Source organism: Pseudomonas pergaminensis (assembly GCF_024112395.2).
Lineage (GTDB): Bacteria > Pseudomonadota > Gammaproteobacteria > Pseudomonadales > Pseudomonadaceae > Aquipseudomonas > Aquipseudomonas pergaminensis.
Map to the genome: position 1 here is coordinate 6,011,821 of NZ_CP078013.2, position 22,420 is coordinate 6,034,240.

Genomic DNA, 22,420 nt, shown 5'->3' on the forward strand with positions numbered 1-22,420 from the left:
GCCCAGGCCGGGGGTTTTGCTTTCTACAGATAAAATCCCAAGCAACACCCCTCCCCCGCAATGCCCGTCTACACTCGAAATATTCCCCGTGCCATAACGAGACCGTTATGCCCAGACTGCCGGCCGTGTTACTGCTGTCGCTGCTGACCTGGACCGCAACGGCTGGCGCGTTGACTCTTAGCGATGATGAGCGTGGCTGGCTGGCGGACCATCAGGAGTTGCGCCTGGGGGTGGACGCCTCTTGGCCACCCTTTGAATACCGTGACGAAGAGGGTCGCTACCAAGGCTTGGCGGCCGATTACGTGCGCCTGATCCAGGATCGCCTGGGTGTGCGGGTCAAGTTGATCGAGCCAGTTAACTGGAGCGCCGTGCTGGAGCAAGCCCGCAACAACCAGCTCGACCTGTTGCCCGGCATCATGTCTACGCCCGAGCGCCAGGGCTACATGGCGTTCACTCGCCCGTACCTGGACTTTCCCATCGTCATCCTGGCCCATGAAGGCGGCGCCAAACCGCGCACCCTGAAGGACCTCTACGGCTTGAAGATTGCCGTGGTGGAAAACTACGCCCCCCATGAACTGCTGCGCACCCATCATCCCGATCTCAACCTGGTGGCCATGCCCAACGTCAGCTCGACGCTGCAGGCCCTGGCCACCGATGAAGTGGATGCGGTGGTCGGCGACCTCGCCTCAAGTGTGTGGAGCCTGCGCCAACTCAAGCTCGACGGCTTGTACGTCAGCGGCGAAACGCCCTACCGCTACCAATTGGCGATGGGAGTACCGCGCGACAACAAGATGCTCGTGGGCATCCTCGACAAGGTGCTGGCCGACCTCAGCCCAGAGGAAACCGACGCGATCCAGCAACATTGGGTCGGCAGCTTTACCGACCATCGCACGTTCTGGGCGGACCTGCTGATATACGGCCTGCCCGCCGTGCTGCTGTTGAGCACCGTATTGGCCATAGTGATTCGGATCAATCGCCGGCTCAGTTCGGAAATTTCCCGCCGCGTCGCCCTAGAACAGGAGTTGCGCAGCAGCGAATACCACTATCGCGGATTGGTGGAGAGCCTGTCCGCTATCGCCTGGGAAGCCAGTGTCACCGACTTCACCTACAGCTACGTGTCGCCGCATGCCGAGGAGTTACTCGGCTATCCCCGTGCGCACTGGCTGATTCCGGGCTTCTGGCGCAACATCATTCACCCGGCCGACCTGACGCGCACCGAAGCCTATTGCTACCGCGAGACCCGCGCCAACCGCGACCACAGCATCGATTACCGCGTAATCACCGCCGACGGCCGCTGCCTGTGGGTGCGCGACATCGTCAGCCTGATCGAACACGGCCATGAGCCGGTACTGCGCGGCTTGATGATCGATATCAGCGAAGCCAAGCGCACCGAGGAAGCCCTGCAGCTGTCCGAGCAGAAATTCGCCTCGGTATTCCAGCAATGCCCGGACATGTTAGTGATTGCACGCCTGTCCGATGGCTGCCTGCTGGAGGTCAACAAGGCATTCGAGGACCAGATAGGTCTCAAGGCCGAACAAGTGGTGGGCAAAACCGCTACCGAATTGAATATCTGGGGTATCCAGGGCGTGGGGCCGGACCTGCTGCAACGGGTGCAGACCACCAGCATCCGCAACCTGGAAATGCCCTTTCTGCGCAGCAATGGCCAAGCCTTCACCGGGTTGATTTCCGCCGAGCCGTTTCAACTCGATACCGTTGAAGCCATTGTGGTGGTGGTTCGCGACATCACTCAGCTCAAGGAAACCCAGCAACAGCTGCAGACCTCCGAAGAGAAGTTCGCCAAGGCATTCCACGCCTCCCCCGACGGCTTGCTGCTGAGCCGACAGCGCGATGGCCTGTTGATTGAAGTGAACGATGGCTTCAGTCGGATTACCGGCATCAATAGCGCGGCCTCCCTCGACCAATCGACGCTGGACCTGGGCATCTGGGTCGATCTCAATGAACGCAAACACATGCTCGAGCTGATGCAGCGCGATGGTTTTGTGCGCGACTTCGTCTGCCATATACGCCGCAGCGATGGCCAGATTCGCCTCTGTGAGCTGTCCAGCCGCCCACTGCCGATCGGCGACGACGATTGCATGCTGACCATCGCGCGGGACATCACCGAGCGCCAACTGATGCAGGAAAAACTGCAACAAGCCGCCACCGTGTTCGAGAGCACGGCAGAAGGCGTATTGATCACCGATACCCAGCAGAACATCAGCGCCGTCAACCGTGCCTTCAGCGAGATCACCGGCTACAGCGAAACCGAAGCCCTCGGCCAGACCCCTCGCCTGCTAGCCTCCGGCCTGCATGACAGCGCCTTCTACGCCGCCATGTGGCACCAGTTGACCGCGCAGGGTCACTGGCAGGGCGAGATTTCCAACCGCCGCAAGAACGGCGAGCTGTACCCAAGCTGGTTGACGATCAGTGCCGTGCGCAACCGAGAACACCTGGTCACCCACTTTGTCGCGGTGTTTGCCGACATCTCCAGCCTCAAGCTCGCCCAGGCGCGCCTGGACTACCAGGCACACCACGACCCCTTGACCGGCCTGCCCAACCGCACGCTGTTTGAAAGCCGGCTGCAGGCGGCTCTCAACGGGCAACAAGAAACCGGCAAGCAAGGCGCCGTGCTGTTTCTGGACCTGGATCGCTTCAAACACATCAATGACAGCCTCGGCCACCCGATCGGTGACCTGCTGCTTAAAGACATCGCCGTACGCCTCAAGGAACAACTGCGCGACATCGACACCGTCGCTCGCTTGGGCGGCGACGAGTTCATCATCCTGCTCCCCGGCCTGCAACACGCCAGCGACGCCCAGTACCTGGCCAATAAACTGCTGGCCTGCTTCACGCCGCCGTTCCAGGCCGGTGAGCATGAGTTCTTTATCAGCGCCAGCATCGGCACCAGCCTGTACCCCCAGGACGGCACCGACGTCGCCACCCTGGTCAAGAACGCCGACGCCGCGATGTACCGCTCCAAGGCCAAAGGGCGCAACCGCGTCGAAAGCTATACACGCGACCTCACCGCCCAAGCCAACGAACGCGTAGCACTCGAACATGAACTGCGTCGCGCCATCGAGCGCGACGAACTGAGCCTGTACTACCAGCCGAAACTGAGCCTGGAGACCCAGGCACTGATCGGTGCCGAAGCGCTGATCCGCTGGCGCCATCCCACTTTTGGCGACGTGCCGCCCGAACACTTCATTGCCCTGGCCGAAGAGAACGGCATGATCCTGCAAATCGGCGACTGGGTACTGGAACAGGCCTGCCAACAACTGCACGCCTGGCAAGGCACGTTCGACGATTTCGGCCCGCTGTCGGTGAACCTGGCTGGCGCCCAACTGCGCCACCCCGGCCTGCTCGGTCGCATCGAACAGCTACTGCGCGACTACCGGCTAGACCCTGGCTGCCTGCAACTGGAGATCACCGAAAACTTCATCATGAGCCAGGCCGAAGAAGCGCTGGAAGTCCTGCACCAACTCAAGGACCTGGGCGTGCAACTGGCCATCGACGATTTCGGCACCGGCTACTCCTCCCTCAGCTACCTCAAGCGCTTGCCGCTGGACTTCCTCAAGATCGACCAATCCTTCGTCCGCGGCCTGCCTGATGACCCCCACGATGCTGCCATCGTCCGCGCCATCATCGCACTGGGCCACAGCATGCAATTCACCATCATTGCCGAAGGCGTGGAGAACCCCGCACAGCAAGCCTTCCTGGCCGCCGAAGGCTGTGAACAGATGCAAGGCTACATCGTCAGCCTGCCGTTACCACCGGAGCTTTTTGCTGCTACGTTTCTTCGTATAAGCATTGAGGATTTTTCGGATGGCACAGCGGGGAAACCATCGTTATAATCCGCGACCTGTTACAGGGCCTATAGCTCAGTTGGTCAGAGCAGAGGACTCATAATCCTTTGGTCCACGGTTCAAGTCCGTGTGGGCCCACCAAACAAGAAAGCCGCGCATTGCGCGGCTTTCGTGTGTCTGGCAGTCTCACTTCGCAAACAACTGCCCAATATCCCGGAATGCCTTGAACTCCAGCGCGTTCCCGCATGGATCCAACAGAAACAACGTCGCCTGCTCCCCCACCTGCCCCTTGAACCGAATATGCGGCTCCAGCACAAAACGGGTTTCCCTGGCCCGCAGACGTTCTGCCAAGGCCTGCCAATCTTCCCAGCCCAGCACCACGCCAAAATGCGGCACGGGCACGTTATGGCCGTCTACCGCGTTGGTGTGGGCTGACTCCTGGGAGGCGGTTTTCGGGTGTTCGTGAATGACCAACTGATGCCCGAAGAAGTTGAAATCTACCCAGTGTTCGCTGGAACGCCCCTCTTCAAGGCCAAAGACTTCACCGTAGAAATGCCGCGCAGCGGCGAGGTCGTATACCGGAATTGCCAGGTGAAAAGGTGCGAGTGTCATCAGGTCAAACCTCTGTGGGCATTAAGTCCCCCCGAGTTTAGCCTTGCTCCTGGCGATGAAAAGACGATAGTTTTTGCGCCGAGCTCAAATTATTTCGATCAATCGAGACGCCCATGCTGCGCGAATTGAAAACCTTTATTGCGGTAACCCGTCACGGCACGTTTGCGTCGGCGGGCATGCATATCGGGCTGACGCAGTCGGCGGTCAGTGCGCAGATTCGTCAATTGGAGCAGGCGCTTGGCGTGCAGTTGTTCGACCGTACCGGGCGCCAGGCCACGTTGAATGCAGCCGGTTTGCGCGCCTTGCCGTTGGCCAGGGAGATCCTGGAAACCTTCAATCGCATGGCCGTGCCCGTGGATGCCAACGAGTACCGGGGCGAACTGAAAGTGGGCGCCATCACCACCGCGCAGACCGGCCTGCTGCCCCAGGCGCTGGTGCGTTTGCGTCAGGCGGCGCCGACGGTGGAGTGCAAGTTGATACCGGGCGTTTCCCTGGAGCTGTTGAGCCGGGTGGACGCTGGCGAATTGGACTCGGCCATCATCATTCGACCGCCCTTTGATTTGCCCAAGGAGTTGCACGTACAGGTACTGCGCAAGGAGCCATTTGCGCTGGTCGTGCCTCATGCACTGACCGGCGATGACCCTTTGCACTTGCTCGCGACACAGCCCCATGTGCGTTACGACCGTGCGTCGTTCGGCGGTCGGTTGGTCAGCCGTTTCCTGCGTGAACAGAAGCTGGATGTACAGATGGCGCTGGAGCTGGATGAGCTGGAAGCCATCGTCAAGATGGTCGAGTGCGGCCTGGGCGTGTCGCTGATTCCTCAGGCTGGGTTGTGGTTGGAGCGCTCGCCCAACGTGCGAATCATCCCCTTGGGCAGCCTGACTTTTCACCGCGAAATCATCCTGCTCAGTCGCTACAGCCAACACCACCTCCCCGTACCGCAACTGTTTACCCGCTGCCTGCTCGCCGATGCCAGCCTGTAAGATGCACGCACACTGCCCCCCCTTATCGGAGCCCTCGCCTTGCCCGCCCTAGACGAAATTGATCGCCAACTGATCGCCGCCCTGCAGATCAACGCCCGCGAAAGCGTGGCCATGCTCGCCCGGCAGTTGGGCATCGCGCGCACCACGGTGACGTCACGCCTGGCACGCCTGGAGAAAACCCAGGTGATCACCGGTTATGGCGTGCGCCTTGGGCAACGCGTGGTCGATGGTGGTCTGCAGGCTTACGTCGGGATCACCGTGCAAGCGCGCTCGGGCAAGGAAGTGTTGCGAAGGTTGAGTGCGATGGCACAGGTGCAGCAGTTGTGCGCGGTGAGTGGCGAGTTCGATTACGTCGCTTGGCTGCGCACGGATTCGCCCGAACAGTTGGACCAGTTGCTGGACCAAATCGGCAGTGTGGACGGGGTAGAGAAAACCACTACATCGATCATCCTGAGTAACAAATTGGATCGCGGTCAGCCAATCTGATCAACATGTTCGTCATTTCGACTAAAAACAGTTCAATTCGACGACACATTGCGTCTTATTAACGAACGCTACGCTCCCTAAACTGGCTGCCATCTTTTCCTATACTCAGCGGGTCACGCCCGCCAGGTCGCCAGTAAGGGTCAGCCATGAGCATTCCGTCCAGCACCATCAGCAAGACCAATCGCCACCCCGCCGACGGCAAGAAACCCATCACCATCTTTGGCCCGGACTTTCCGTTTGCCTTTGATGACTGGATCGAACACCCGGCCGGCCTGGGCAGCATCCCCGCCGCCAACCACGGCGCCGAAGTGGCGATCGTCGGCGCCGGGATTGCGGGCCTGGTGGCCGCTTACGAACTGATGAAACTGGGCCTCAAGCCGGTGGTGTACGAAGCCTCTAAAATGGGCGGCCGCCTGCGCTCGCAAACTTTCGAAGGCGCCGAAGGCATCATCGCAGAGCTGGGTGGCATGCGCTTCCCGGTGTCATCAACCGCCTTCTACCACTATGTGGACAAGCTCGGCCTGGAAACCAAACCCTTCCCCAACCCGCTGACGCCAGCGTCCGGCAGCACGGTGATCGACCTCGAAGGCCAGACCCACTACGCCGAAAAACTCTCCGACTTGCCAGCACTGTTCCAGGAAGTGGCTGACGCCTGGGCGGATGCCCTGGAAGCCGGTTCGCAGTTCGGGGATATCCAGCAAGCCATCCGTGACCGCGACGTGCCACGCCTCAAAGCGCTGTGGAACAAGCTGGTACCGCTGTGGGACGACCGCACCTTCTACGACTTCGTCGCCACCTCCAAGGCGTTCGCCAAGCTGTCGTTTCTGCACCGCGAAGTGTTCGGCCAAGTGGGCTTCGGTACGGGTGGCTGGGACTCGGACTTCCCCAACTCGATGCTGGAAATCTTCCGCGTGGTGATGACCAACTGCGACGACCACCAACACCTGGTGGTCGGTGGCGTGGCACAAGTGCCAATGGGCATCTGGCGCCATGTCCCGGAGCGATGCGCCCACTGGCCGGCCGGCACCAGCCTGAGTTCGCTGCACCGCGGCGCGCCGCGCGCCGGCGTGAAACGCATTGCCCACGCCGCCGATGGCCGCTTTGCGGTCACCGATAACTACGGCGACACCCGCGAATACGCCGCAGTGCTGACCACCTGCCAGAGTTGGCTGCTGACCACCCAGATCGAATGCGACGAGACCCTGTTCTCGCAAAAAATGTGGATGGCCCTGGACCGCACGCGTTACATGCAGTCATCTAAAACCTTCGTGATGGTCGACCGCCCGTTCTGGAAAGACAAAGACCCGGAAACCGGGCGCGACTTGATGAGCATGACCCTCACCGATCGCCTGACCCGTGGCACCTACCTGTTCGATAACGGTGACGACAAGCCAGGGGTGATCTGCCTGTCTTACTCGTGGATGAGCGACGCCCTGAAAATGCTGCCGCAGCCCATCGACAAGCGCGTGAAACTGGCCCTCGACGCACTGAAAAAGATCTACCCGAAAGTCGATATCAAGGCGCGCATCATCGGTGACCCGATCACCGTGTCCTGGGAAGCGGACCCGCATTTCCTCGGCGCCTTCAAGGGCGCGCTGCCGGGCCACTATCGCTACAACCAGCGCATGTATGCGCACTTCATGCAAAAGGACATGCCCGCCGAGCAACGCGGAATCTTTATCGCCGGTGATGATGTGTCCTGGACCCCTGCGTGGGTGGAGGGTGCGGTGCAAACCTCGCTGAACGCGGTATGGGGCATCATGACTCACTTCGGCGGCAGCACTCACCCGGAGAACCCGGGGCCGGGGGATGTATTCGATGAAATCGGGCCGATCGCCCTGGCGGATTAAGGAGTTGAACATGCGTGTCGCCCTGTACCAATGCCCACCGCTGCCTTTAGATGTGGCCGGCAACCTCAAGCGCCTGCATCAACTGGCGCATGAGGCGTCCGGCGCCGATGTGCTGGTGCTGCCGGAGATGTTCCTAAGCGGCTACAACATCGGCGCCGAAGCCGTTGGCGCCTTGGCCGAGGCACAGGACGGGCCGTCGGCGCAGGCAATTGGCGAACTGGCCAAAAGCGCCGGGCTGGCAATTCTGTACGGCTACCCGGAACGGGCCGAAGATGGCCAGATCTACAACGCCGTGCAGTTGATCGACGCCCACGGCCAGCGCGTGTGCAACTACCGCAAGACGCACCTGTTTGGTGATCTGGACCATTCGATGTTCAGCGCCGGCGACGATGATTTCCCGCTGGTGGAGCTCAACGGCTGGAAGCTGGGTTTCCTGATCTGCTACGACCTGGAGTTCCCGGAAAACACCCGGCGCCTGGCCCTCGCAGGTGCCGAATTGATCCTGGTGCCCACGGCCAATATGGTGCCGTTCGACTTTGTCGCCGATGTAACCGTGCGGGCGCGGGCCTTTGAAAACCAATGTTATGTGGCCTACGCCAATTACTGCGGGCACGAAGGCGATATCCAGTACTGCGGGCAAAGCAGCATCGCCGCGCCGAATGGCCAGCGCATTGCCCAGGCGGGCCTGGATGAAGCGCTGATCGTCGGAGAGCTTGATCGCCAGTCGATCCTCGACGCCCGCGCTGCCAATCACTACCTGCAAGACCGTCGCCCTGAGTTATACGGCGCGCTGCACAAGCCCTGATCCAGCCGGTTTGTTAGCATAGGCACATTCTACGTTTCGGAAGTGCCCATGCCTGCGCCGGCCCACCCTCATCCTCTTCACCTCACCCTGGCCAACGGCTTGCGGGTTTCCTTGCAGCACGCGCCGCGTTTGAAGCGGTGCGCAGCCGTGCTAAGGGTGGCAGCTGGCAGCCATGACGTGCCGCCGGAGTGGCCGGGGCTGGCGCATTTCCTCGAGCATCTGTTGTTCCTCGGCACCGAACGTTTTCCCACAGACGAAGGGTTGATGGCCTACGTGCAACGTCATGGGGGCCAGGTCAATGCCAGCACCCGTGAGCGCACCACGGATTTCTTCTTTGAACTGCCGGTCGCAACGTTTGCCGGTGGACTGGAGCGGTTGGTGGACATGCTCACCCACCCACGCCTGACCCTGGAGGATCAACTGCGCGAGCGCGAAGTGCTGCACGCTGAGTATGTGGCCTGGGCCCAGGATGCCAAGGCACAACAGCAGGTCGCGTTGCTGGAAGGGCTGGCGGCGGACCACCCGCTGCGGGGTTTTCATGCGGGCAACCGCGACAGCCTGCCGGTGGAGCGTGAGACCTTTCAGCAGGCCTTGCGGGAATTCCACGCGCAGTTTTATCAGAGCGGGCAGATGACCTTGAGCCTCGCCGGCCCATTGCCGCTGGAGGAGCTGGAAGCCTTGGCACAGCGCTTCAGTGAACAACTGACCTCAGGGCCTCTACGCCAACAATCCGCGCCACCGGCATTGATGCAGGGGCAAGCGCAGCGCTATCAGCACATCGCCGATAATCACCTGCACCACGTCATCACCTGTAACACCCCGCGTGAAGCCCTGGAATTCCTCTGCACTTGGCTCAACGCCCCGGCACCCGGCGGGCTGCTGGCTGAACTGAAAACTCGGCAACTGGGCAGTGCACTGCAGGCTTCGGTGCTGTATCACTTCGCCGGGCAGGCGGTGTTGGATATCGACTTTACACTCAATAATCCCGCTGGATCGGCGCCGCAGGTCGAGTCGATGCTGCACGACTGGTTGAGTTTTTTCGCACACAGCGACTGGGCTGCCTTGCGCGAAGAATTTGCCCTGCTGGCCGCTCGCCAACAACAGACCCTAGGCGCCTTGGCACTGGCTCGGCACGACAGCGAGGCACTGTCGGAACAGGCGGTCATCGCCCTCAAGAGTCTGCTCGACACACTGCACCTGCCGCCCTCCGGGCACACATGGCAACTGCCGCCGAACAATCCATTCCTGCGCCCACCGGTGCAGGAAGAGCGCGCCGGCCTGATTCGCGGACAGACCAGCGCCCACCGAGGGTTGCGCACCTTCGCCCAGGATCGCTCCCGCGGGCGTCGTGAGGTATCGGCGCTGGCGTTCAGCCAGGCAGTGGCGGCCGACAGCGATGAAGGTGCGCTGTATCTGCAATGGCAGTCTGCGCCGTCCGGGCTGGAAAGCGCCGTGCAGTCGCTGCGCGAAAATGCTCGTCAAGCGGGCGTTGATGTGTCGTTCGAATGCCTGGGTAGCCACGAGCTGGTGAAGATGGTCGGGCTACAGGAACCCATTCCAGCCGTGCTGGAGGTATTGGCGCGGAGCCTGAGCGAACCGCACGCCGCCCCAGCCGTCTCGCCGCCCATGATTGCCATCCGAACCTTGCTCAAGGCGCTGCCCGCTTGCTGCACCTCGACCATGCCCGAACCGGCATCCTGGGCCACCGCGCGCTGGCAAGGCCTGGGGCTGGGCTTCTCTGCCGCGCATGAAGCCGCGATCAAAACCGCAGCGGCTCGTCTACCGGGGCAACCCGCGAGCCTCACTCCGGTCGCGCCGCCCCTCAGCGGCCAACGTATCTGGCATGAGGTGCATACCGACTCAACCGAAGCCGCCTTACTGCTGTTTTGCCCGGCACCCAGCCAGTCCCTGGCGGACGAGGCCGCATGGCGACTGCTCGGCCATCTGCTCCAGGGGCCGTTCTACCAGCGCCTGCGCGTGGAGCTGCAAATCGGCTACGCCGTATTCAGCGGCGTCCGACAGATAAACGGCCAGACCGGACTGCTATTGGGTGTGCAGTCCCCCAGCGTGTCCCTCGAAGGCATCGCTGATCACCTGCACACCTTCCTCCAGCAATTGCCGGCACTGATCGACAGCCTCGATGACTTGGGCAACCAGGCCTTGGCGCAGCAGTTCTCGGCGCAAACACTGCCCAACGCCCAAGCCGCCGAACTGCTGTGGCACGCCCACCTGGCGGGCCATCCGTCGGGGTATTTGGCGCACCTGCGCACTCATATCCAAACCTGTACACGGGAAGCCTTGCAGCTCGCCGCCAAGCAATTGAACGACGCCGCGGGCGGTTGGCGTTGCGTGGCCAACGGCCCGCGCCTTTCGACCATCTGGCAAACGGCAGGCTGATCATTGCCGCCCCTGCAAAAGGCTTTTTCCACCAAGACAGCGCTAACTTGAAAAGAATTGAGTAACATTCCTACGCACACATCTGAACATCTCCGACTGGAGGTGGACTATATGTATTACTTGGTAGTAAACGTCCCATCACTTCGTAGGAGTAAGAATATGACCTGGTCCAAACCTGCTTACACTGATCTGCGCATCGGTTTCGAAGTCACCATGTACTTCGCCAGCCGTTAATCCGCTGGGTAATACAACGCCTCGGTTCGCCCGGGGCGTTTTTGTTTTGAGCTTGATGGAGCTGCCATGTTTGTCCAGATTCTAGGTTCCGCCGCCGGCGGTGGTTTCCCGCAGTGGAACTGCAACTGCGTGAACTGCGCGGGTTTTCGTGATGGCAGCCTGCGGGCCCAGGCGCGTACCCAGTCGTCCATCGCGATCTCCGACGATGGCGTGAACTGGGTGCTGTGCAATGCCTCGCCGGATATCCGCGCGCAGCTTCAGGGTTTCGCACCGATGCAACCCGGGCGCGCCCTGCGGGATACCGGCATCAGCGCGATCATCCTGATGGACAGCCAGATCGACCACACCACCGGCCTGCTGAGCCTGCGCGAAGGCTGCCCGCACCAGGTGTGGTGCACCGACATGGTCCATGAAGACTTGAGCACCGGCTTCCCGCTGTTCACCATGCTCACCCACTGGAACGGCGGCCTGGCCTGGAACCGCATCGAGCTGGACGCCAGCTTCACCATCCCGGCCTGCCCGAACCTGCGCTTCACCCCGCTGCCACTGCGCAGCGCCGCACCTCCCTACTCGCCGCACCGCTTCGATCCGCACCCCGGCGACAACATCGGCCTGATCGTCGAAGACCTGCGCACTGGCGGCAAACTGTTCTACGCCCCAGGCCTGGGCAAGGTCGACGCGCCGCTGCTGGAGATCATGGCCGGCAGCGACTGCCTGCTGGTGGACGGCACGATGTGGGATGACGATGAAATGCAGCGCCGTGGCGTCGGCACCCGCACCGGCCGCGAGATGGGCCACCTGGCGCAAAACGGCCCCGGCGGCATGCTGGAAGTGCTGGAACAGTTGCCCGAGCAGCGCAAAGTACTCATCCACATCAACAACACCAACCCGATCCTCGATGAAGACTCCCCCGAGCGAGCGGAACTGGTGCGGCGCAACGTCGAAGTGGCTTACGACGGCATGAGCATTGAATTGTAGGAGCGACCGACATGACTGACACGCCATTGACCACCGCCGAATTCGAAGCAGCCCTGCGGGCCAAGGGCGCCTTCTACCATATCCATCACCCGTACCACGTGGCGATGTACGAAGGCCGCGCGACCCGCGAACAGATCCAGGGCTGGGTCGCCAACCGTTTCTATTATCAGGTGAACATCCCGCTCAAGGACGCCGCGATCCTGGCCAACTGCCCGGACCGCGAGATCCGCCGCGAGTGGATCCAGCGCTTGCTCGATCACGATGGCGCCCCCGGTGAGGACGGCGGTATCGAAGCCTGGCTGCGCCTGGGCCAAGCGGTGGGCCTCGACCCAGACCAACTGCGCTCCCAGGAACTGGTATTGCCCGGTGTGCGTTTTGCCGTGGATGCCTACGTCAACTTCGCCCGCCGCGCCAGCTGGCAGGAAGCCGCCAGCAGCTCACTGACAGAGCTATTCGCGCCGCAGATCCACCAGTCGCGCCTCGACAGTTGGCCGCAGCATTACCCGTGGATCGACCCGGCCGGCTACGCATATTTCCGTACCCGCCTCGGCCAGGCCCGCCGCGATGTGGAACACGGTCTGGCGATCACCCTGCAGCACTACACCACCCGCGAAGGCCAGGAACGCATGCTGGAAATTCTCCAGTTCAAACTCGACATCCTCTGGAGCATGCTGGATGCCATGAGCATGGCCTACGAACTCAAACGCCCGCCGTATCACAGCGTGACCGAGCAGCGGGTGTGGCATAAAGGGATCATCCTATGAGCTTTGATCGCAGCAGAATACCGACCTGGCGCCAGGGCTATCGCTACCAGTACGAGCCCGCGCAAAAGGGCCATGTGCTGCTCTACCCCGAGGGCATGATCAAGCTCAATGACAGCGCCGCGCTGATCGGTGGTTTGATCGACGGCGAGCGCGACGTGGCGGCGATCATCGCCGAGCTGGATAAACAATTCCCTGGCGTGCCGGAGCTCGGCGAAGACATCGAGCAATTCATGGAGGTCGCCCGTGCTGAGCACTGGATCACCCTTGCCTGAGAAACCAGCCATCGGCCTGCCGCTGTGGTTGCTGGCCGAGCTGACCTACCGCTGCCCGTTGCAGTGCCCGTACTGCTCCAACCCGTTGGACTTTGCCGAACAGGGCAAGGAACTGACCACCGAGCAGTGGTTCAAGGTGTTTCGCGAAGCCCGCGAGATGGGTGCCGCGCAGCTGGGTTTTTCTGGCGGTGAACCACTGGTGCGCCAGGACCTTGCCGAGTTGATCGCCGAGGCCCGCAAGCTGGGGTTCTACACCAACCTGATCACCTCCGGCATCGGCCTGACCGAGCAGAAGATCAGCGACTTCAAGAAGGCCGGGCTCGACCATATCCAGATCAGCTTCCAGGCCAGCGACGAACAGGTGAACAACCTGCTGGCCGGCTCGAAAAAAGCCTTCGCGCAAAAGCTGGAAATGGCCCGCGCGGTGAAGGCGCACGGCTACCCGATGGTGCTGAACTTCGTCACCCATCGGCACAATATCGACAAGATCGACCGCATCATCGAGCTGTGCATTGCGCTTGAGGCGGACTTTGTCGAACTCGCCACCTGCCAGTTCTACGGCTGGGCGCAGCTCAATCGTGTGGGCTTGTTGCCAACCCAGGAACAACTGGTGCGCGCCGAACGCATCACCAACGAATACCGCGCCAAGCTCGAAGCTGAAGGCCACCCGTGCAAGCTGATCTTCGTTACACCGGATTACTACGAAGAGCGCCCGAAAGCCTGCATGAACGGCTGGGGCAGTATCTTTCTGACAGTAACACCGGACGGCACCGCCCTGCCCTGTCACGGCGCCCGTCAGATGCCGGTGCAATTTCCCAACGTGCGCGAGCACAGCATGCAGCACATCTGGTACGACTCGTTTGGCTTCAACCGCTTTCGTGGCTACGACTGGATGCCCGAGCCGTGCCGTTCATGCGATGAAAAAGAGAAGGACTTCGGCGGCTGCCGTTGCCAGGCCTTCATGCTCACGGGGGATGCGAGCAATGCCGACCCGGTGTGCAGCAAGTCCGAGCAGCACGGCATCATCCTGCAAGCGCGGGAAGAGGCCGAACATGCCACCCAGACCATCGAGCAACTGGCCTTTCGCAATGAGCGCAACTCACGGCTCATCGCAAAAGGCTGAACGCCTCAGCGCTTGGCGATGATGTACACGGCGTGGATGATGCCTGGGAAGTAACCGCACAGGGTCAGCAGAATATTCAGCCAGAACGCACCGCCGAAACCCACTTGCAGGAACACACCCAGTGGCGGCAGCAGAATGGCGATGATGATACGAATGATGTCCATGGGTAAGCTCCAAAAAATCGGCTCGTGTGAGCCGTGTAGCTAATCGACCTTGGGCGTTCGTGAGGGTTCAGTGGGATCTGGCGTTGGGCCATCCATCGTTGTTGCGCAGACAAAAAAACGCCCCCAGCCAAAAGAATCAGGCCGGAGGCGCCGCGTAGTCCGCGAGACGGTTCAGGAATAGGGCGTTAAACGGCGATGCCCTTGCGGCACTGCAGCTGTGCAGTGCGTACGCGGGAGAAGGCGCGGGCCAGGCGCAGGAGCATTTCGTCGATGTTGCTTTTGCTCACGGTCAGGGCCGGGGTGAAGCGCAGGCAGTCAGGTTGCGGGGCATTGATGATCAGGCCTTCGTGCAGGGCAGCTTTTACGACGGCTTGCGCCGAATCATCCGACAGCGTCAGGCCCCACATCAGGCCGTGACCGCGCAATTGACCGTGGTCGTAGCGGTAGGCCAAGCGGGCCAGGCCTTCGCCAAGGTAAAGGCCGGACTCACGCACTTGCTCCAGGAAGCCGTGCTCCAGCACGGTATCGAGCACGGCAACCCCGGCTGACGCCATCAGCGCATTGCCATGATGGGTGCCATCCAGTTCGCCCACTTCGAAACAGCAGGCCTTGCCGCGTGCCAGCAGCGCCGCCAGGGGCACGCCGCCGCCCAGGCCTTTGCCCAGGGTGATGATGTCAGCCCGTACGCCGTATTGCTGCTCGGCGAGCAGAGTGCCGCAGCGGCCAATACCAGTGTGCACTTCGTCGAGGATCAGCAGGATGCCCAATTCGCGACACAGGCGCTCGACCCCTTTGAGATAGTGCTCCGTCGCGGGGACCACGCCGGCCTCACCCTGGATCGGCTCAAGCATGATCGCAACGGTTTGCGCATCGACTGCCGCATGCAGCGCTGGCAGGTCATTGAAGGGCACATGGCTGAAGCCCGGCAGGTGTGGTTCAAAACGATTGCCACGCTCACTCGCCGACGCCGACATCGCCGCAAAGCTGCGGCCGTGGCAACCACTGCTCGCGCTGATGATGCGGTAGGCGCCACCGCGATGCAGTTGCCCCCATTTGCGCGCCAGCTTGATCGCCGCTTCGCAGGCTTCCGCGCCGCTGTTGAGCAGGTACGCCTGGTCGCAGCCGGTGCGGTGGCACAGGCGATCAACGAGGTTGAGTTGGGTGCGGTTATGCAGGCCGCTACCCGGATTGATCAGCGCCTGGGTCTGATCGGCCAGGGCCTTGATCAACACCTGTGGGCTGTGGCCGAGGCTGTTGGCTGCGCCGCCCTGGCTGAAGTCCAGGTAAGCGCGGTCATCGCTGTCCCACAGCCAGGAGCCCTGGCCGCGCACAAACACTTGAGCCGGCCGCGCCACTGTGGGCATCAGCGATTCGCTGGAAGGACTGTCGCCTGGTGTATCGAGGATCAGGTCGTCGAGGCTCGGCGCGGGACGGCGCATATTGAACAGGTTCACACCTCACCCCCGCTGGCAACCGGACCTTGGTCGGTAGACACCCTGTGCCCTGGCCGGAAATTGTTTGCCTTGCCTATGTAAACGCTATCAACATAAACGCTGTTCATTGCCCGATCCGGCCCTGTAAGCCCTGCGAATAGGCGCTAGACTAGGCGTCTCGGGGGCCAACAGCCATTTCGTTTTTCCAGCTTTTTCGATAAGTAAGTCTTATGGATTTCAAGCAACTGCGTTATTTCGTCGCGGTGTATGAGGAAGGCCACGTAGGCCGTGCCGCGGAGCGTCTGTCGATCTCCCAGCCGGCGCTGTCTCAGCAGATTCGCCAGTTGGAACAGAACCTGGACGTGAGCCTGTTCGAACGCAGCAGCAAGCGCCTGCTCCCGACACTGGCGGCGCACACGCTATACAACCATGCCCTGCCGCTGATCGATGGTCTGCAGCAGGCGGTTGAAGCGCTGCGTAACTTCAAGGGCCAGGCGATGCGCACGTTGGCCATTGGCGTACTGCAAACCGTGCACACCAGCCTGGTCCCGCAGATGCTCGAACGCGTGCGCAAGGCTCAGCCGCACTTGGTGGTGCAGATCTACGAATTGACCGGGCTTGAGATCGAACGGCGGTTGCTGAACGGTTCGCTGGATATCGGCATCAGCTATTTGCCGCCACGCCAGCCGGGGCTGCATGGCGTGTTGCTGTATGAAGATGAGCTGAAAGTGGTCATCCCCGAGGACCACCCGTTGCGCGAATTCAAGAAAGTCTCGCTGAAGCAGGCGGCCGAGTTGCCCATGTTGCTGCTCGGGGAAGAGTTCCAGGTGCGACAGATCTGGCAGGGCCAACTGTCCAACCTCGGACGGCGCCCGCAAGTGCAGGCGGAGCTCAATACCATGGTGGGGATTCTCGACAGCTTGCCGCACACAAAACTGGCGACCGTGCTTCCGGGGCGCTCCCAAGACGAGCACAACAGCCAGTTGCTGCTGTGGAAACCCTTGAGTGAACCCAGGGTGCCGTTGAAAGTGGGGTTGGTGTGCCGCGATGTGCAGCGCCAGCAGGCGACGGTGGCGCTGCTGCGCACTTTGCTGGAAGACGTGATGAATGCCCCGCAGGCGCCTGCCTGACTTTTTCGCGGGCAAAAGAAAACCCCGCCGAAGCGGGGCTTTGCAGACTGTTTCCCTGACATCCATTTCACTCCGCCTTCCTGGCAGAATCCTACGTGTCCGTGTTGTTGCTTTGCGCTTCCTGCGCGACGTCCATGTGAAGTAGATTATCCGTGGATCCAATCTGGCGATAGAGGACGAATAGCAGCACGTCATGTAAGAGAATGCTTACACGCCCTCCAATCCCTTAAAACAGGGCTTCATCCAGCAAGAACAGCGATTCGCTACCGGATTTTACCGACGCACTCAGCGAGTGAATGCGTGGCAACAAGCGCGCAAAGTAGAAGCGCGCGGTGCCCAGCTTGCTGGCGTAGAAATCTTCTTCCGATTCCTTGCCCAGCGCGGCCTTGGCCATGCGTGCCCACATGTAGGCGTAGGCCATATAGCCAAAGGCGTGCAAGTACTCCACCGACGCTGCGCCGATTTCGTTCGGGTTGGTCTTGGCGCGATCCAGCACCCAGGCGGTCAACTCATCCAGGTTATCCACGGCCGCGCTCAACGGCTTAGTGAATTCACCCAGCTCGGTACCCGCCGAGGCAATGAACGCGCGGATCTCATCGGCGAACAAGGTGTAGAACGCCCCGCCGCTGCCGACGATCTTGCGGCCCATCAGGTCCAAGGCCTGGATACCGTTGGTGCCTTCGTAGATCTGGGTGATGCGCACATCCCGCACCAGTTGCTCCTGGCCCCACTCGCGAATGTAACCGTGGCCACCAAACACTTGTTGACCGAGCACGGTGGTTTCCAGGCCCAGGTCGCTCAAGAACGCCTTGGCCACCGGGGTCAATAACGCAACCAGGTTATCGGCGCGCTCACGGGCTGCGGCATCATCGCTGAACTTGGCGATGTCCAGTTGCGTCGCCACATAGGTGGAGAACGCACGGCCACCTTCGTTCGCGGCCTTCATGGTCAGCAACATGCGGCGCACGTCCGGGTGCACGATGATCGGGTCGGCCACTTTGTCTTTATGCTGTGCGCCGGTCGGTGCACGGCTTTGCACGCGGTCGCGCGCATATTCAATGGCGTTCTGGTAGGAACGCTCGCCGGACGCCAGGCCCTGAATGCCCACACCCAGACGCTCGTAGTTCATCATGGTGAACATCGCCGCCAAGCCACGGTTCGGCTCACCCACCAGGTAGCCCACGGCTTCATCGAAGTTCATCACGCAGGTCGCCGACGCCTGGATCCCCATCTTGTGCTCAATGGAACCGCAGCTCACGGTGTTGCGTGCGCCCAGGCTACCGTCGGCATTGACCATGAATTTCGGCACCAGGAACAGCGAGATACCCTTTGGACCGGCCGGTGCGTCCGGCAGCTTGGCCAGCACCAGGTGGATAATGTTGTCGGTGAGGTCGTGTTCACCCCCGGTGATAAAGATTTTGGTACCGCTGACTTTGTAGGAACCGTCCGCCTGCGGCTCGGCCTTGGTGCGGATAATCCCCAAGTCAGTACCGGCGTGGGCTTCGGTCAGGCACATGGAGCCGGCCCATTCACCGGAATACATCTTCGGCAAATAAGCGGCTTTCAGTTCTTCGCTGGCGTGGGTGTTGATCGATACGCAGGCGCCGGAGGTCAGCATCGGGTACAAACCGAACGCCAGGCTCGACGAGTTGATCATCTCTTCAACCTGGGCCGACACCGCCTTGGGCATACCCATGCCGCCGAACATCGGGTCACCACCTACCCCAACCCAGCCGCCTTCGGCATAGGTTTTGTAGGCCTGTGGAAAACCGTCCGGGGTGAACACCGCCGTGTTGTCCCAGCGGCAACCTTGTTCATCGCCGCCGCGGCTGAGCGGGGCGATGGACTTGGCGGTGACCTTGCCGGCTTCTTCGAGGATGGCCTCTACGGTTTCGGCGTCAACGGTGTCTGCCAATGCCGGCAATTGGGCCCAAGTGGTGGCGACCTCAAAGACTTCGTTGAGGACGAAGCGCATATCACGCAGCGGCGCTTTGTAATCAGCCATGGCAAACCTCGTGAGAACATGAAAAGTGATTCGGTAGGATCGGTTTTACAGGCCCCGAGTGTACCCGAACAACTTTTCAGACACATAGGGTCTACTTGTGACTGATAGGTATTTTTAAGTCATCACAGCGCAAATGCCTCCGCAGGCAGACTCATCAGGCATTCGCTGCCCGCTTCCACAGCCGCGCGGTGGGTGGCGGTGCGCGGCAGCAGCCGCTTGAAGTAGAAGTCGCACGTGGCCAGCTTGGCCTTGGCAAAGTCGGTGTCATCGTGGGCCAAGGCCGCAATAGCCATGCGCAACCACAGGTAGGCGAGAATGACGTAGCCGCTGTACATCAGGTAATCCACGGCCGCCGCGCCCACTTCATCAGGGTTCTTCATCGCGGCCATGCCGACTTTGGTGGTCAGTTCGCCCCACTCCCCGTTCAGTTGGTTGAGTTGCGCCACATAGCCCTTGAGCTGCGGGTGCTCGGCATTCGCCCCACAGAACTTATGCACAATCTTGGTAAAACCACGCAGCAGCTTGCCCTGGCTGCCCAGCACCTTGCGCCCCAGCAGGTCGAGGGCCTGGATGCCATTGGTGCCCTCGTAGATCGGCGCAATCCGCGCATCGCGTGCCAGTTGTTCCATGCCCCATTCACGGATGTAACCGTGGCCGCCGAAAACCTGCATGCCGTGGTTGGTCACCTCCAGCCCGGTGTCGGTCATGAAGGCTTTGCAAATAGGTGTGAGAAACGCCAACAGGTCCTCGGCGTCCTGGCGCTGGGTGGCGTCGCTGCTCAGGTGCGCCGTGTCGAGCAATTGTGCGGTGAAGTAGGTCAGTGCGCGGTTGCCTTCGTTAAAGGCCTTCATGGTCAGCAGCATGCGGCGCACATCAGGGTGCACAATGATCGGGTCGGCGGCTTTTTCCGGGGCCTTGGCGCCGGTCAGCGAGCGCATCTGCAGGCGGTCGTTGGCGTATTTGATCGCCCCCTGGAAGCTCGCCTCGCCATTGCACAAGCCCTGCATGCCAGTGCCCAGGCGGGCATGGTTCATCATGGTGAACATGCAGTTGAGGCCCTTGTTCGCCTCGCCGATCAGGAAGCCCTTGGCGCCATCAAAGTTGAGCACGCAGGTCGCCGACCCCTTGATGCCCATCTTGTGTTCGATAGAACCGCAGTGCACCGCGTTGCGCGCGCCGGTATCGGCATGGAACTTGGGCACGATAAACAGTGAGATCCCCTTGGTGCCCGCCGGCGCATCCGGCAGCTTGGCCAGTACCAGGTGGATGATATTGGCGCTCATGTCGTGTTCGCCGGCGGAGATGAAGATCTTGCTGCCGGTGACCGCGTAGCTGCCGTCCGCCTGGGGCACGGCGCGGGTCTTGATCAGGCCCAGGTCGGTGCCGCAGTGGGCTTCGGTGAGGCACATGGTGCCGGTCCATTCGCCGGCGGTGAGTTTGGTGAGGAACGTGTCTTTCTGCTCGGCGGTGCCATGGGCATGGATCGCCGACATCGCCCCGTGGGTCAGCCCTGGGTACATGCCCCAAGAGGTGTTGCTGGAGCCGATCATCTCGCTGAGTACCAGGCCCAATGACTGCGGCAAGCCCTGGCCACCGTAGGCCGGGTCCGCCGCCACGCCGTGCCAGCCGCCTTCCACGTACTGGGCGAAGGCTTCCTTGAAGCCTTTGGGTGTGGTGACGACGCCATTGTCGAAATGGCAGCCTTCTTCATCGCCACTGCGGTTGAGCGGTGCGAGCACGTTCTCGCAGAATTTCGCACCTTCTTCGAGGATCGCGCCGACCATGTCCGGGCTGGCATCGGTCGCGCCCAATGCGGCGTAGTGGCCGTGGAAATCAAACACGTTGTCGATCAGAAAGCGCATGTCGCGAAGGGGAGCTTTGTACTCAGGCATGGCAATGTCTCCGTCAGCAGATGGTTTCAACCTACTGCCAGCCACTGCCGCGAACAATCACTGTAGAACCGCTGAATACACCACCATCACTCAACCGGCAGCGCTCTCCATGCGCACTGCGCCGCGCCGGGTTTGCCCGGCCGCCACCACGCAGTTGCGCCCCGCGCCCTTGGCGGCGTACAGCGCCTGGTCGGCGGACTTGAGTACTTCCTCCGGCGTGCGCTGCTCGGCCTGGCGTTCGGCCACACCGATACTGATGGTCACCGACACACTGGAAGCGCCGCTGCCCGAACGACGCTGACGCCCCTGTTGATCGTCCTGGGGACGGTCCGAATTACGCAGCTTGATGTCGTAGTCGGCAATGATCTCGCGGATCTCTTCCAGGTGCGGCAAGCATTCCTCCACCGTCTTGCCGGCGAACACCACGGCGAACTCTTCACCGCCGTAGCGGTAGGCGCGCCCGCCGCCGTTGACCTTGGACAGCTTACTCGCCACCAGCCGCAGTACTTGGTCACCGACATCATGGCCATGGGTGTCGTTGAAGCGCTTGAAGTGGTCGACGTCGCTCATCGCCAGCACATAATTGCGCCCCAGGCGCTGCATGCGCTCGTTCAACGCGCGACGCCCCGGCAGGCCGGTCAGCTCATCGCGGAAGGCCATTTGATAAGCCTCATGGGCCACGCCGGCGGCGATCATCAACATCACCTGGCTGCACATGATGTTTAGGGTGAACGGCAAGATGAAGGTCTGCGGCAACATCCAGAATAGGCCCAGCAGGCCCACCAGTTGCGCCGCATGCAGCGGGCGCGGTTGGTACCAGTATTGCGCCGCCAGGGTCAGGAAGCCGATCAGGAACATCGGGTAAGACAGTTGGATCAGGCTCATCCAACTGCCGTGCAGCGCCGGCCAGCGAATCTCCGCCAGCCAATTCAGCACCGCCTGGGGATAACTCTGCTCCAGCGCCAAGGCCACGCTGCCGATCGCCAGCAACACCGCACCACGCGCGACGAAGTCACGAAACAGGTGGGTCTTCTCCTGCCACAGCGCGTAGATGCTGAACAGCAACGGCAGCAACAGGCAGCACAAGTGGAACACCACGGCCGCGTCTTCGCGCACACGTCCGTTGTCGCGGTAGAAGTCGGTCTGGGTATCCAGCAGGAAGTAGGCGATGTACACGGTGATCATCAAGAACAGTTCACGCTGACGGCGGTACACCGCGCAGTACGAACCGCCGAGCAACAGCACCAGGGTCGGCAACACATTGAACAGCGAGGTGAAGAAGACGTTGAGGTCCTTGACGTACGCAGCCGAGAGCCCCGCCAGCAAGAGCAGCAACGAAGGAAGAAAGTGACTGAACCGTACAACGGACACGCGTGACAAGGGTAAAACTCCGACCCGCAAAAAATGATGGCACTGTGCCTTTATGCGAACAGTTAAGCACACCCTGCCGCACATGTATCACATTGCCATCACTGTAACGGCAGCCGGC

Annotated in this window: 18 protein-coding genes and 1 tRNA gene; 13 read left to right on the forward strand and 6 right to left on the reverse strand. The window is 61.4% G+C overall.

Annotated features, from left to right (window positions below; all coding sequences use genetic code 11):
- Window positions 1–107 precede the first annotated feature (107 nt).
- Both KUA23_RS27435 and KUA23_RS27440 read left to right on the forward strand, forming a co-directional pair.
- Window positions 108–3,851 carry a bifunctional diguanylate cyclase/phosphodiesterase gene (locus KUA23_RS27435; protein WP_252993138.1) on the forward strand — a complete coding sequence of 1,248 codons (3,744 nt, stop codon included), beginning with the start codon at window positions 108–110 and terminating at the stop codon, window positions 3,849–3,851.
- Between the two features lie 16 nt (window positions 3,852–3,867).
- Window positions 3,868–3,944, forward strand: a tRNA-Ile gene (locus tag KUA23_RS27440).
- A gap of 45 nt (window positions 3,945–3,989) precedes the next feature.
- Here KUA23_RS27440 and KUA23_RS27445 read toward each other — a convergent pair.
- On the reverse strand, window positions 3,990–4,415 hold the full coding sequence (locus KUA23_RS27445; protein ID WP_252993139.1) for a VOC family protein: 426 nt from the start codon (window positions 4,413–4,415) through the stop codon (window positions 3,990–3,992).
- A 113-nt stretch (window positions 4,416–4,528) separates the two neighbouring features.
- On the opposite strand from KUA23_RS27445, the gene KUA23_RS27450 reads away from it, so the two are divergent.
- The 10 genes from KUA23_RS27450 to pqqE all read left to right on the forward strand — a co-directional run bounded on the left by KUA23_RS27450 (window position 4,529) and on the right by pqqE (window position 14,307).
- Window positions 4,529–5,398, forward strand: a complete 870-nt coding sequence (locus KUA23_RS27450; RefSeq protein ID WP_099493047.1) for a LysR family transcriptional regulator — start codon at window positions 4,529–4,531, stop codon at window positions 5,396–5,398.
- Between the two features lie 39 nt (window positions 5,399–5,437).
- The gene (locus tag KUA23_RS27455) at window positions 5,438–5,884 is read left to right on the forward strand and encodes an Lrp/AsnC family transcriptional regulator (RefSeq protein WP_010206997.1); all 447 of its coding nucleotides are present in this window, start codon (window positions 5,438–5,440) and stop codon (window positions 5,882–5,884) included.
- Window positions 5,885–6,051: 167 nt separating this feature from the next.
- The gene (locus KUA23_RS27460; protein WP_099493332.1) at window positions 6,052–7,734 is read left to right on the forward strand and encodes a flavin monoamine oxidase family protein; all 1,683 of its coding nucleotides are present in this window, start codon (window positions 6,052–6,054) and stop codon (window positions 7,732–7,734) included.
- 10 nt (window positions 7,735–7,744) lie between these two features.
- Window positions 7,745–8,539: a carbon-nitrogen hydrolase family protein gene (locus KUA23_RS27465; RefSeq protein WP_100492011.1), complete on the forward strand. Its 795-nt coding sequence runs from the start codon at window positions 7,745–7,747 to the stop codon at window positions 8,537–8,539.
- Between the two features lie 48 nt (window positions 8,540–8,587).
- Window positions 8,588–10,936: a pyrroloquinoline quinone biosynthesis protein PqqF gene (gene pqqF, locus KUA23_RS27470; protein ID WP_252993140.1), complete on the forward strand. Its 2,349-nt coding sequence runs from the start codon at window positions 8,588–8,590 to the stop codon at window positions 10,934–10,936.
- 159 nt (window positions 10,937–11,095) lie between these two features.
- Window positions 11,096–11,170, forward strand: a complete 75-nt coding sequence (gene pqqA, locus KUA23_RS27475) for a pyrroloquinoline quinone precursor peptide PqqA (RefSeq protein ID WP_003194766.1) — start codon at window positions 11,096–11,098, stop codon at window positions 11,168–11,170.
- 66 nt (window positions 11,171–11,236) lie between these two features.
- Window positions 11,237–12,148: a pyrroloquinoline quinone biosynthesis protein PqqB gene (gene pqqB, locus KUA23_RS27480; RefSeq protein ID WP_032883902.1), complete on the forward strand. Its 912-nt coding sequence runs from the start codon at window positions 11,237–11,239 to the stop codon at window positions 12,146–12,148.
- Window positions 12,149–12,159: 11 nt separating this feature from the next.
- Entirely contained in the window at window positions 12,160–12,912 is a 753-nt protein-coding gene (gene pqqC / locus KUA23_RS27485; RefSeq protein WP_252993141.1) for a pyrroloquinoline-quinone synthase PqqC, read from the forward strand.
- Entirely contained in the window at window positions 12,909–13,184 is a 276-nt protein-coding gene (pqqD, locus tag KUA23_RS27490; RefSeq protein WP_015886196.1) for a pyrroloquinoline quinone biosynthesis peptide chaperone PqqD, read from the forward strand. The genes pqqC and pqqD overlap by 4 nt, the downstream gene beginning before the upstream one ends.
- A complete protein-coding gene (gene pqqE / locus KUA23_RS27495; RefSeq protein WP_078050443.1) occupies window positions 13,177–14,307 on the forward strand; it encodes a pyrroloquinoline quinone biosynthesis protein PqqE in 1,131 nt (376 codons plus the stop codon). Before pqqD ends, pqqE begins: the two co-directional genes overlap by 8 nt.
- A gap of 5 nt (window positions 14,308–14,312) precedes the next feature.
- Here the strand turns inward: pqqE and KUA23_RS27500 are convergent, their stop codons facing one another.
- Both KUA23_RS27500 and KUA23_RS27505 read right to left on the reverse strand, forming a co-directional pair.
- Window positions 14,313–14,471: a YqaE/Pmp3 family membrane protein gene (locus KUA23_RS27500; RefSeq protein ID WP_003194776.1), complete on the reverse strand. Its 159-nt coding sequence runs from the start codon at window positions 14,469–14,471 to the stop codon at window positions 14,313–14,315.
- A gap of 185 nt (window positions 14,472–14,656) precedes the next feature.
- A complete protein-coding gene (locus KUA23_RS27505; RefSeq protein WP_252993142.1) occupies window positions 14,657–15,925 on the reverse strand; it encodes an aspartate aminotransferase family protein in 1,269 nt (422 codons plus the stop codon).
- A 209-nt stretch (window positions 15,926–16,134) separates the two neighbouring features.
- On the opposite strand from KUA23_RS27505, the gene KUA23_RS27510 reads away from it, so the two are divergent.
- The gene (locus tag KUA23_RS27510) at window positions 16,135–17,034 is read left to right on the forward strand and encodes a LysR family transcriptional regulator (protein ID WP_100492005.1); all 900 of its coding nucleotides are present in this window, start codon (window positions 16,135–16,137) and stop codon (window positions 17,032–17,034) included.
- Between the two features lie 226 nt (window positions 17,035–17,260).
- Here KUA23_RS27510 and KUA23_RS27515 read toward each other — a convergent pair whose 3' ends face one another.
- The 3 genes from KUA23_RS27515 to KUA23_RS27525 form a co-directional block, all read right to left on the reverse strand.
- Window positions 17,261–19,039 (reverse strand): acyl-CoA dehydrogenase C-terminal domain-containing protein, encoded by a 1,779-nt coding sequence (locus KUA23_RS27515; RefSeq protein WP_078050446.1) that lies wholly within the window; start codon window positions 19,037–19,039, stop codon window positions 17,261–17,263.
- Between the two features lie 122 nt (window positions 19,040–19,161).
- Window positions 19,162–20,931: an acyl-CoA dehydrogenase C-terminal domain-containing protein gene (locus tag KUA23_RS27520; RefSeq protein WP_100492004.1), complete on the reverse strand. Its 1,770-nt coding sequence runs from the start codon at window positions 20,929–20,931 to the stop codon at window positions 19,162–19,164.
- Window positions 20,932–21,021: 90 nt separating this feature from the next.
- The gene (locus KUA23_RS27525; protein ID WP_252993143.1) at window positions 21,022–22,311 is read right to left on the reverse strand and encodes a GGDEF domain-containing protein; all 1,290 of its coding nucleotides are present in this window, start codon (window positions 22,309–22,311) and stop codon (window positions 21,022–21,024) included.
- Window positions 22,312–22,420 lie beyond the last annotated feature (109 nt).

Coding starts and splice junctions, on each gene's coding strand:
- KUA23_RS27435 (WP_252993138.1), top strand. CDS start 108: ATGCCCAGACTGCCGGCCGTGTTACTGCTGTCGCTGCTGACCTGGACC.
- KUA23_RS27445 (WP_252993139.1), bottom strand. CDS start 4,415: ATGACACTCGCACCTTTTCACCTGGCAATTCCGGTATACGACCTCGCC.
- KUA23_RS27450 (WP_099493047.1), top strand. CDS start 4,529: ATGCTGCGCGAATTGAAAACCTTTATTGCGGTAACCCGTCACGGCACG.
- KUA23_RS27465 (WP_100492011.1), top strand. CDS start 7,745: ATGCGTGTCGCCCTGTACCAATGCCCACCGCTGCCTTTAGATGTGGCC.
- pqqF (WP_252993140.1), top strand. CDS start 8,588: ATGCCTGCGCCGGCCCACCCTCATCCTCTTCACCTCACCCTGGCCAAC.
- pqqB (WP_032883902.1), top strand. CDS start 11,237: ATGTTTGTCCAGATTCTAGGTTCCGCCGCCGGCGGTGGTTTCCCGCAG.
- pqqC (WP_252993141.1), top strand. CDS start 12,160: ATGACTGACACGCCATTGACCACCGCCGAATTCGAAGCAGCCCTGCGG.
- pqqD (WP_015886196.1), top strand. CDS start 12,909: ATGAGCTTTGATCGCAGCAGAATACCGACCTGGCGCCAGGGCTATCGC.
- KUA23_RS27500 (WP_003194776.1), bottom strand. CDS start 14,471: ATGGACATCATTCGTATCATCATCGCCATTCTGCTGCCGCCACTGGGT.
- KUA23_RS27510 (WP_100492005.1), top strand. CDS start 16,135: ATGGATTTCAAGCAACTGCGTTATTTCGTCGCGGTGTATGAGGAAGGC.
- KUA23_RS27515 (WP_078050446.1), bottom strand. CDS start 19,039: ATGGCTGATTACAAAGCGCCGCTGCGTGATATGCGCTTCGTCCTCAAC.
- KUA23_RS27520 (WP_100492004.1), bottom strand. CDS start 20,931: ATGCCTGAGTACAAAGCTCCCCTTCGCGACATGCGCTTTCTGATCGAC.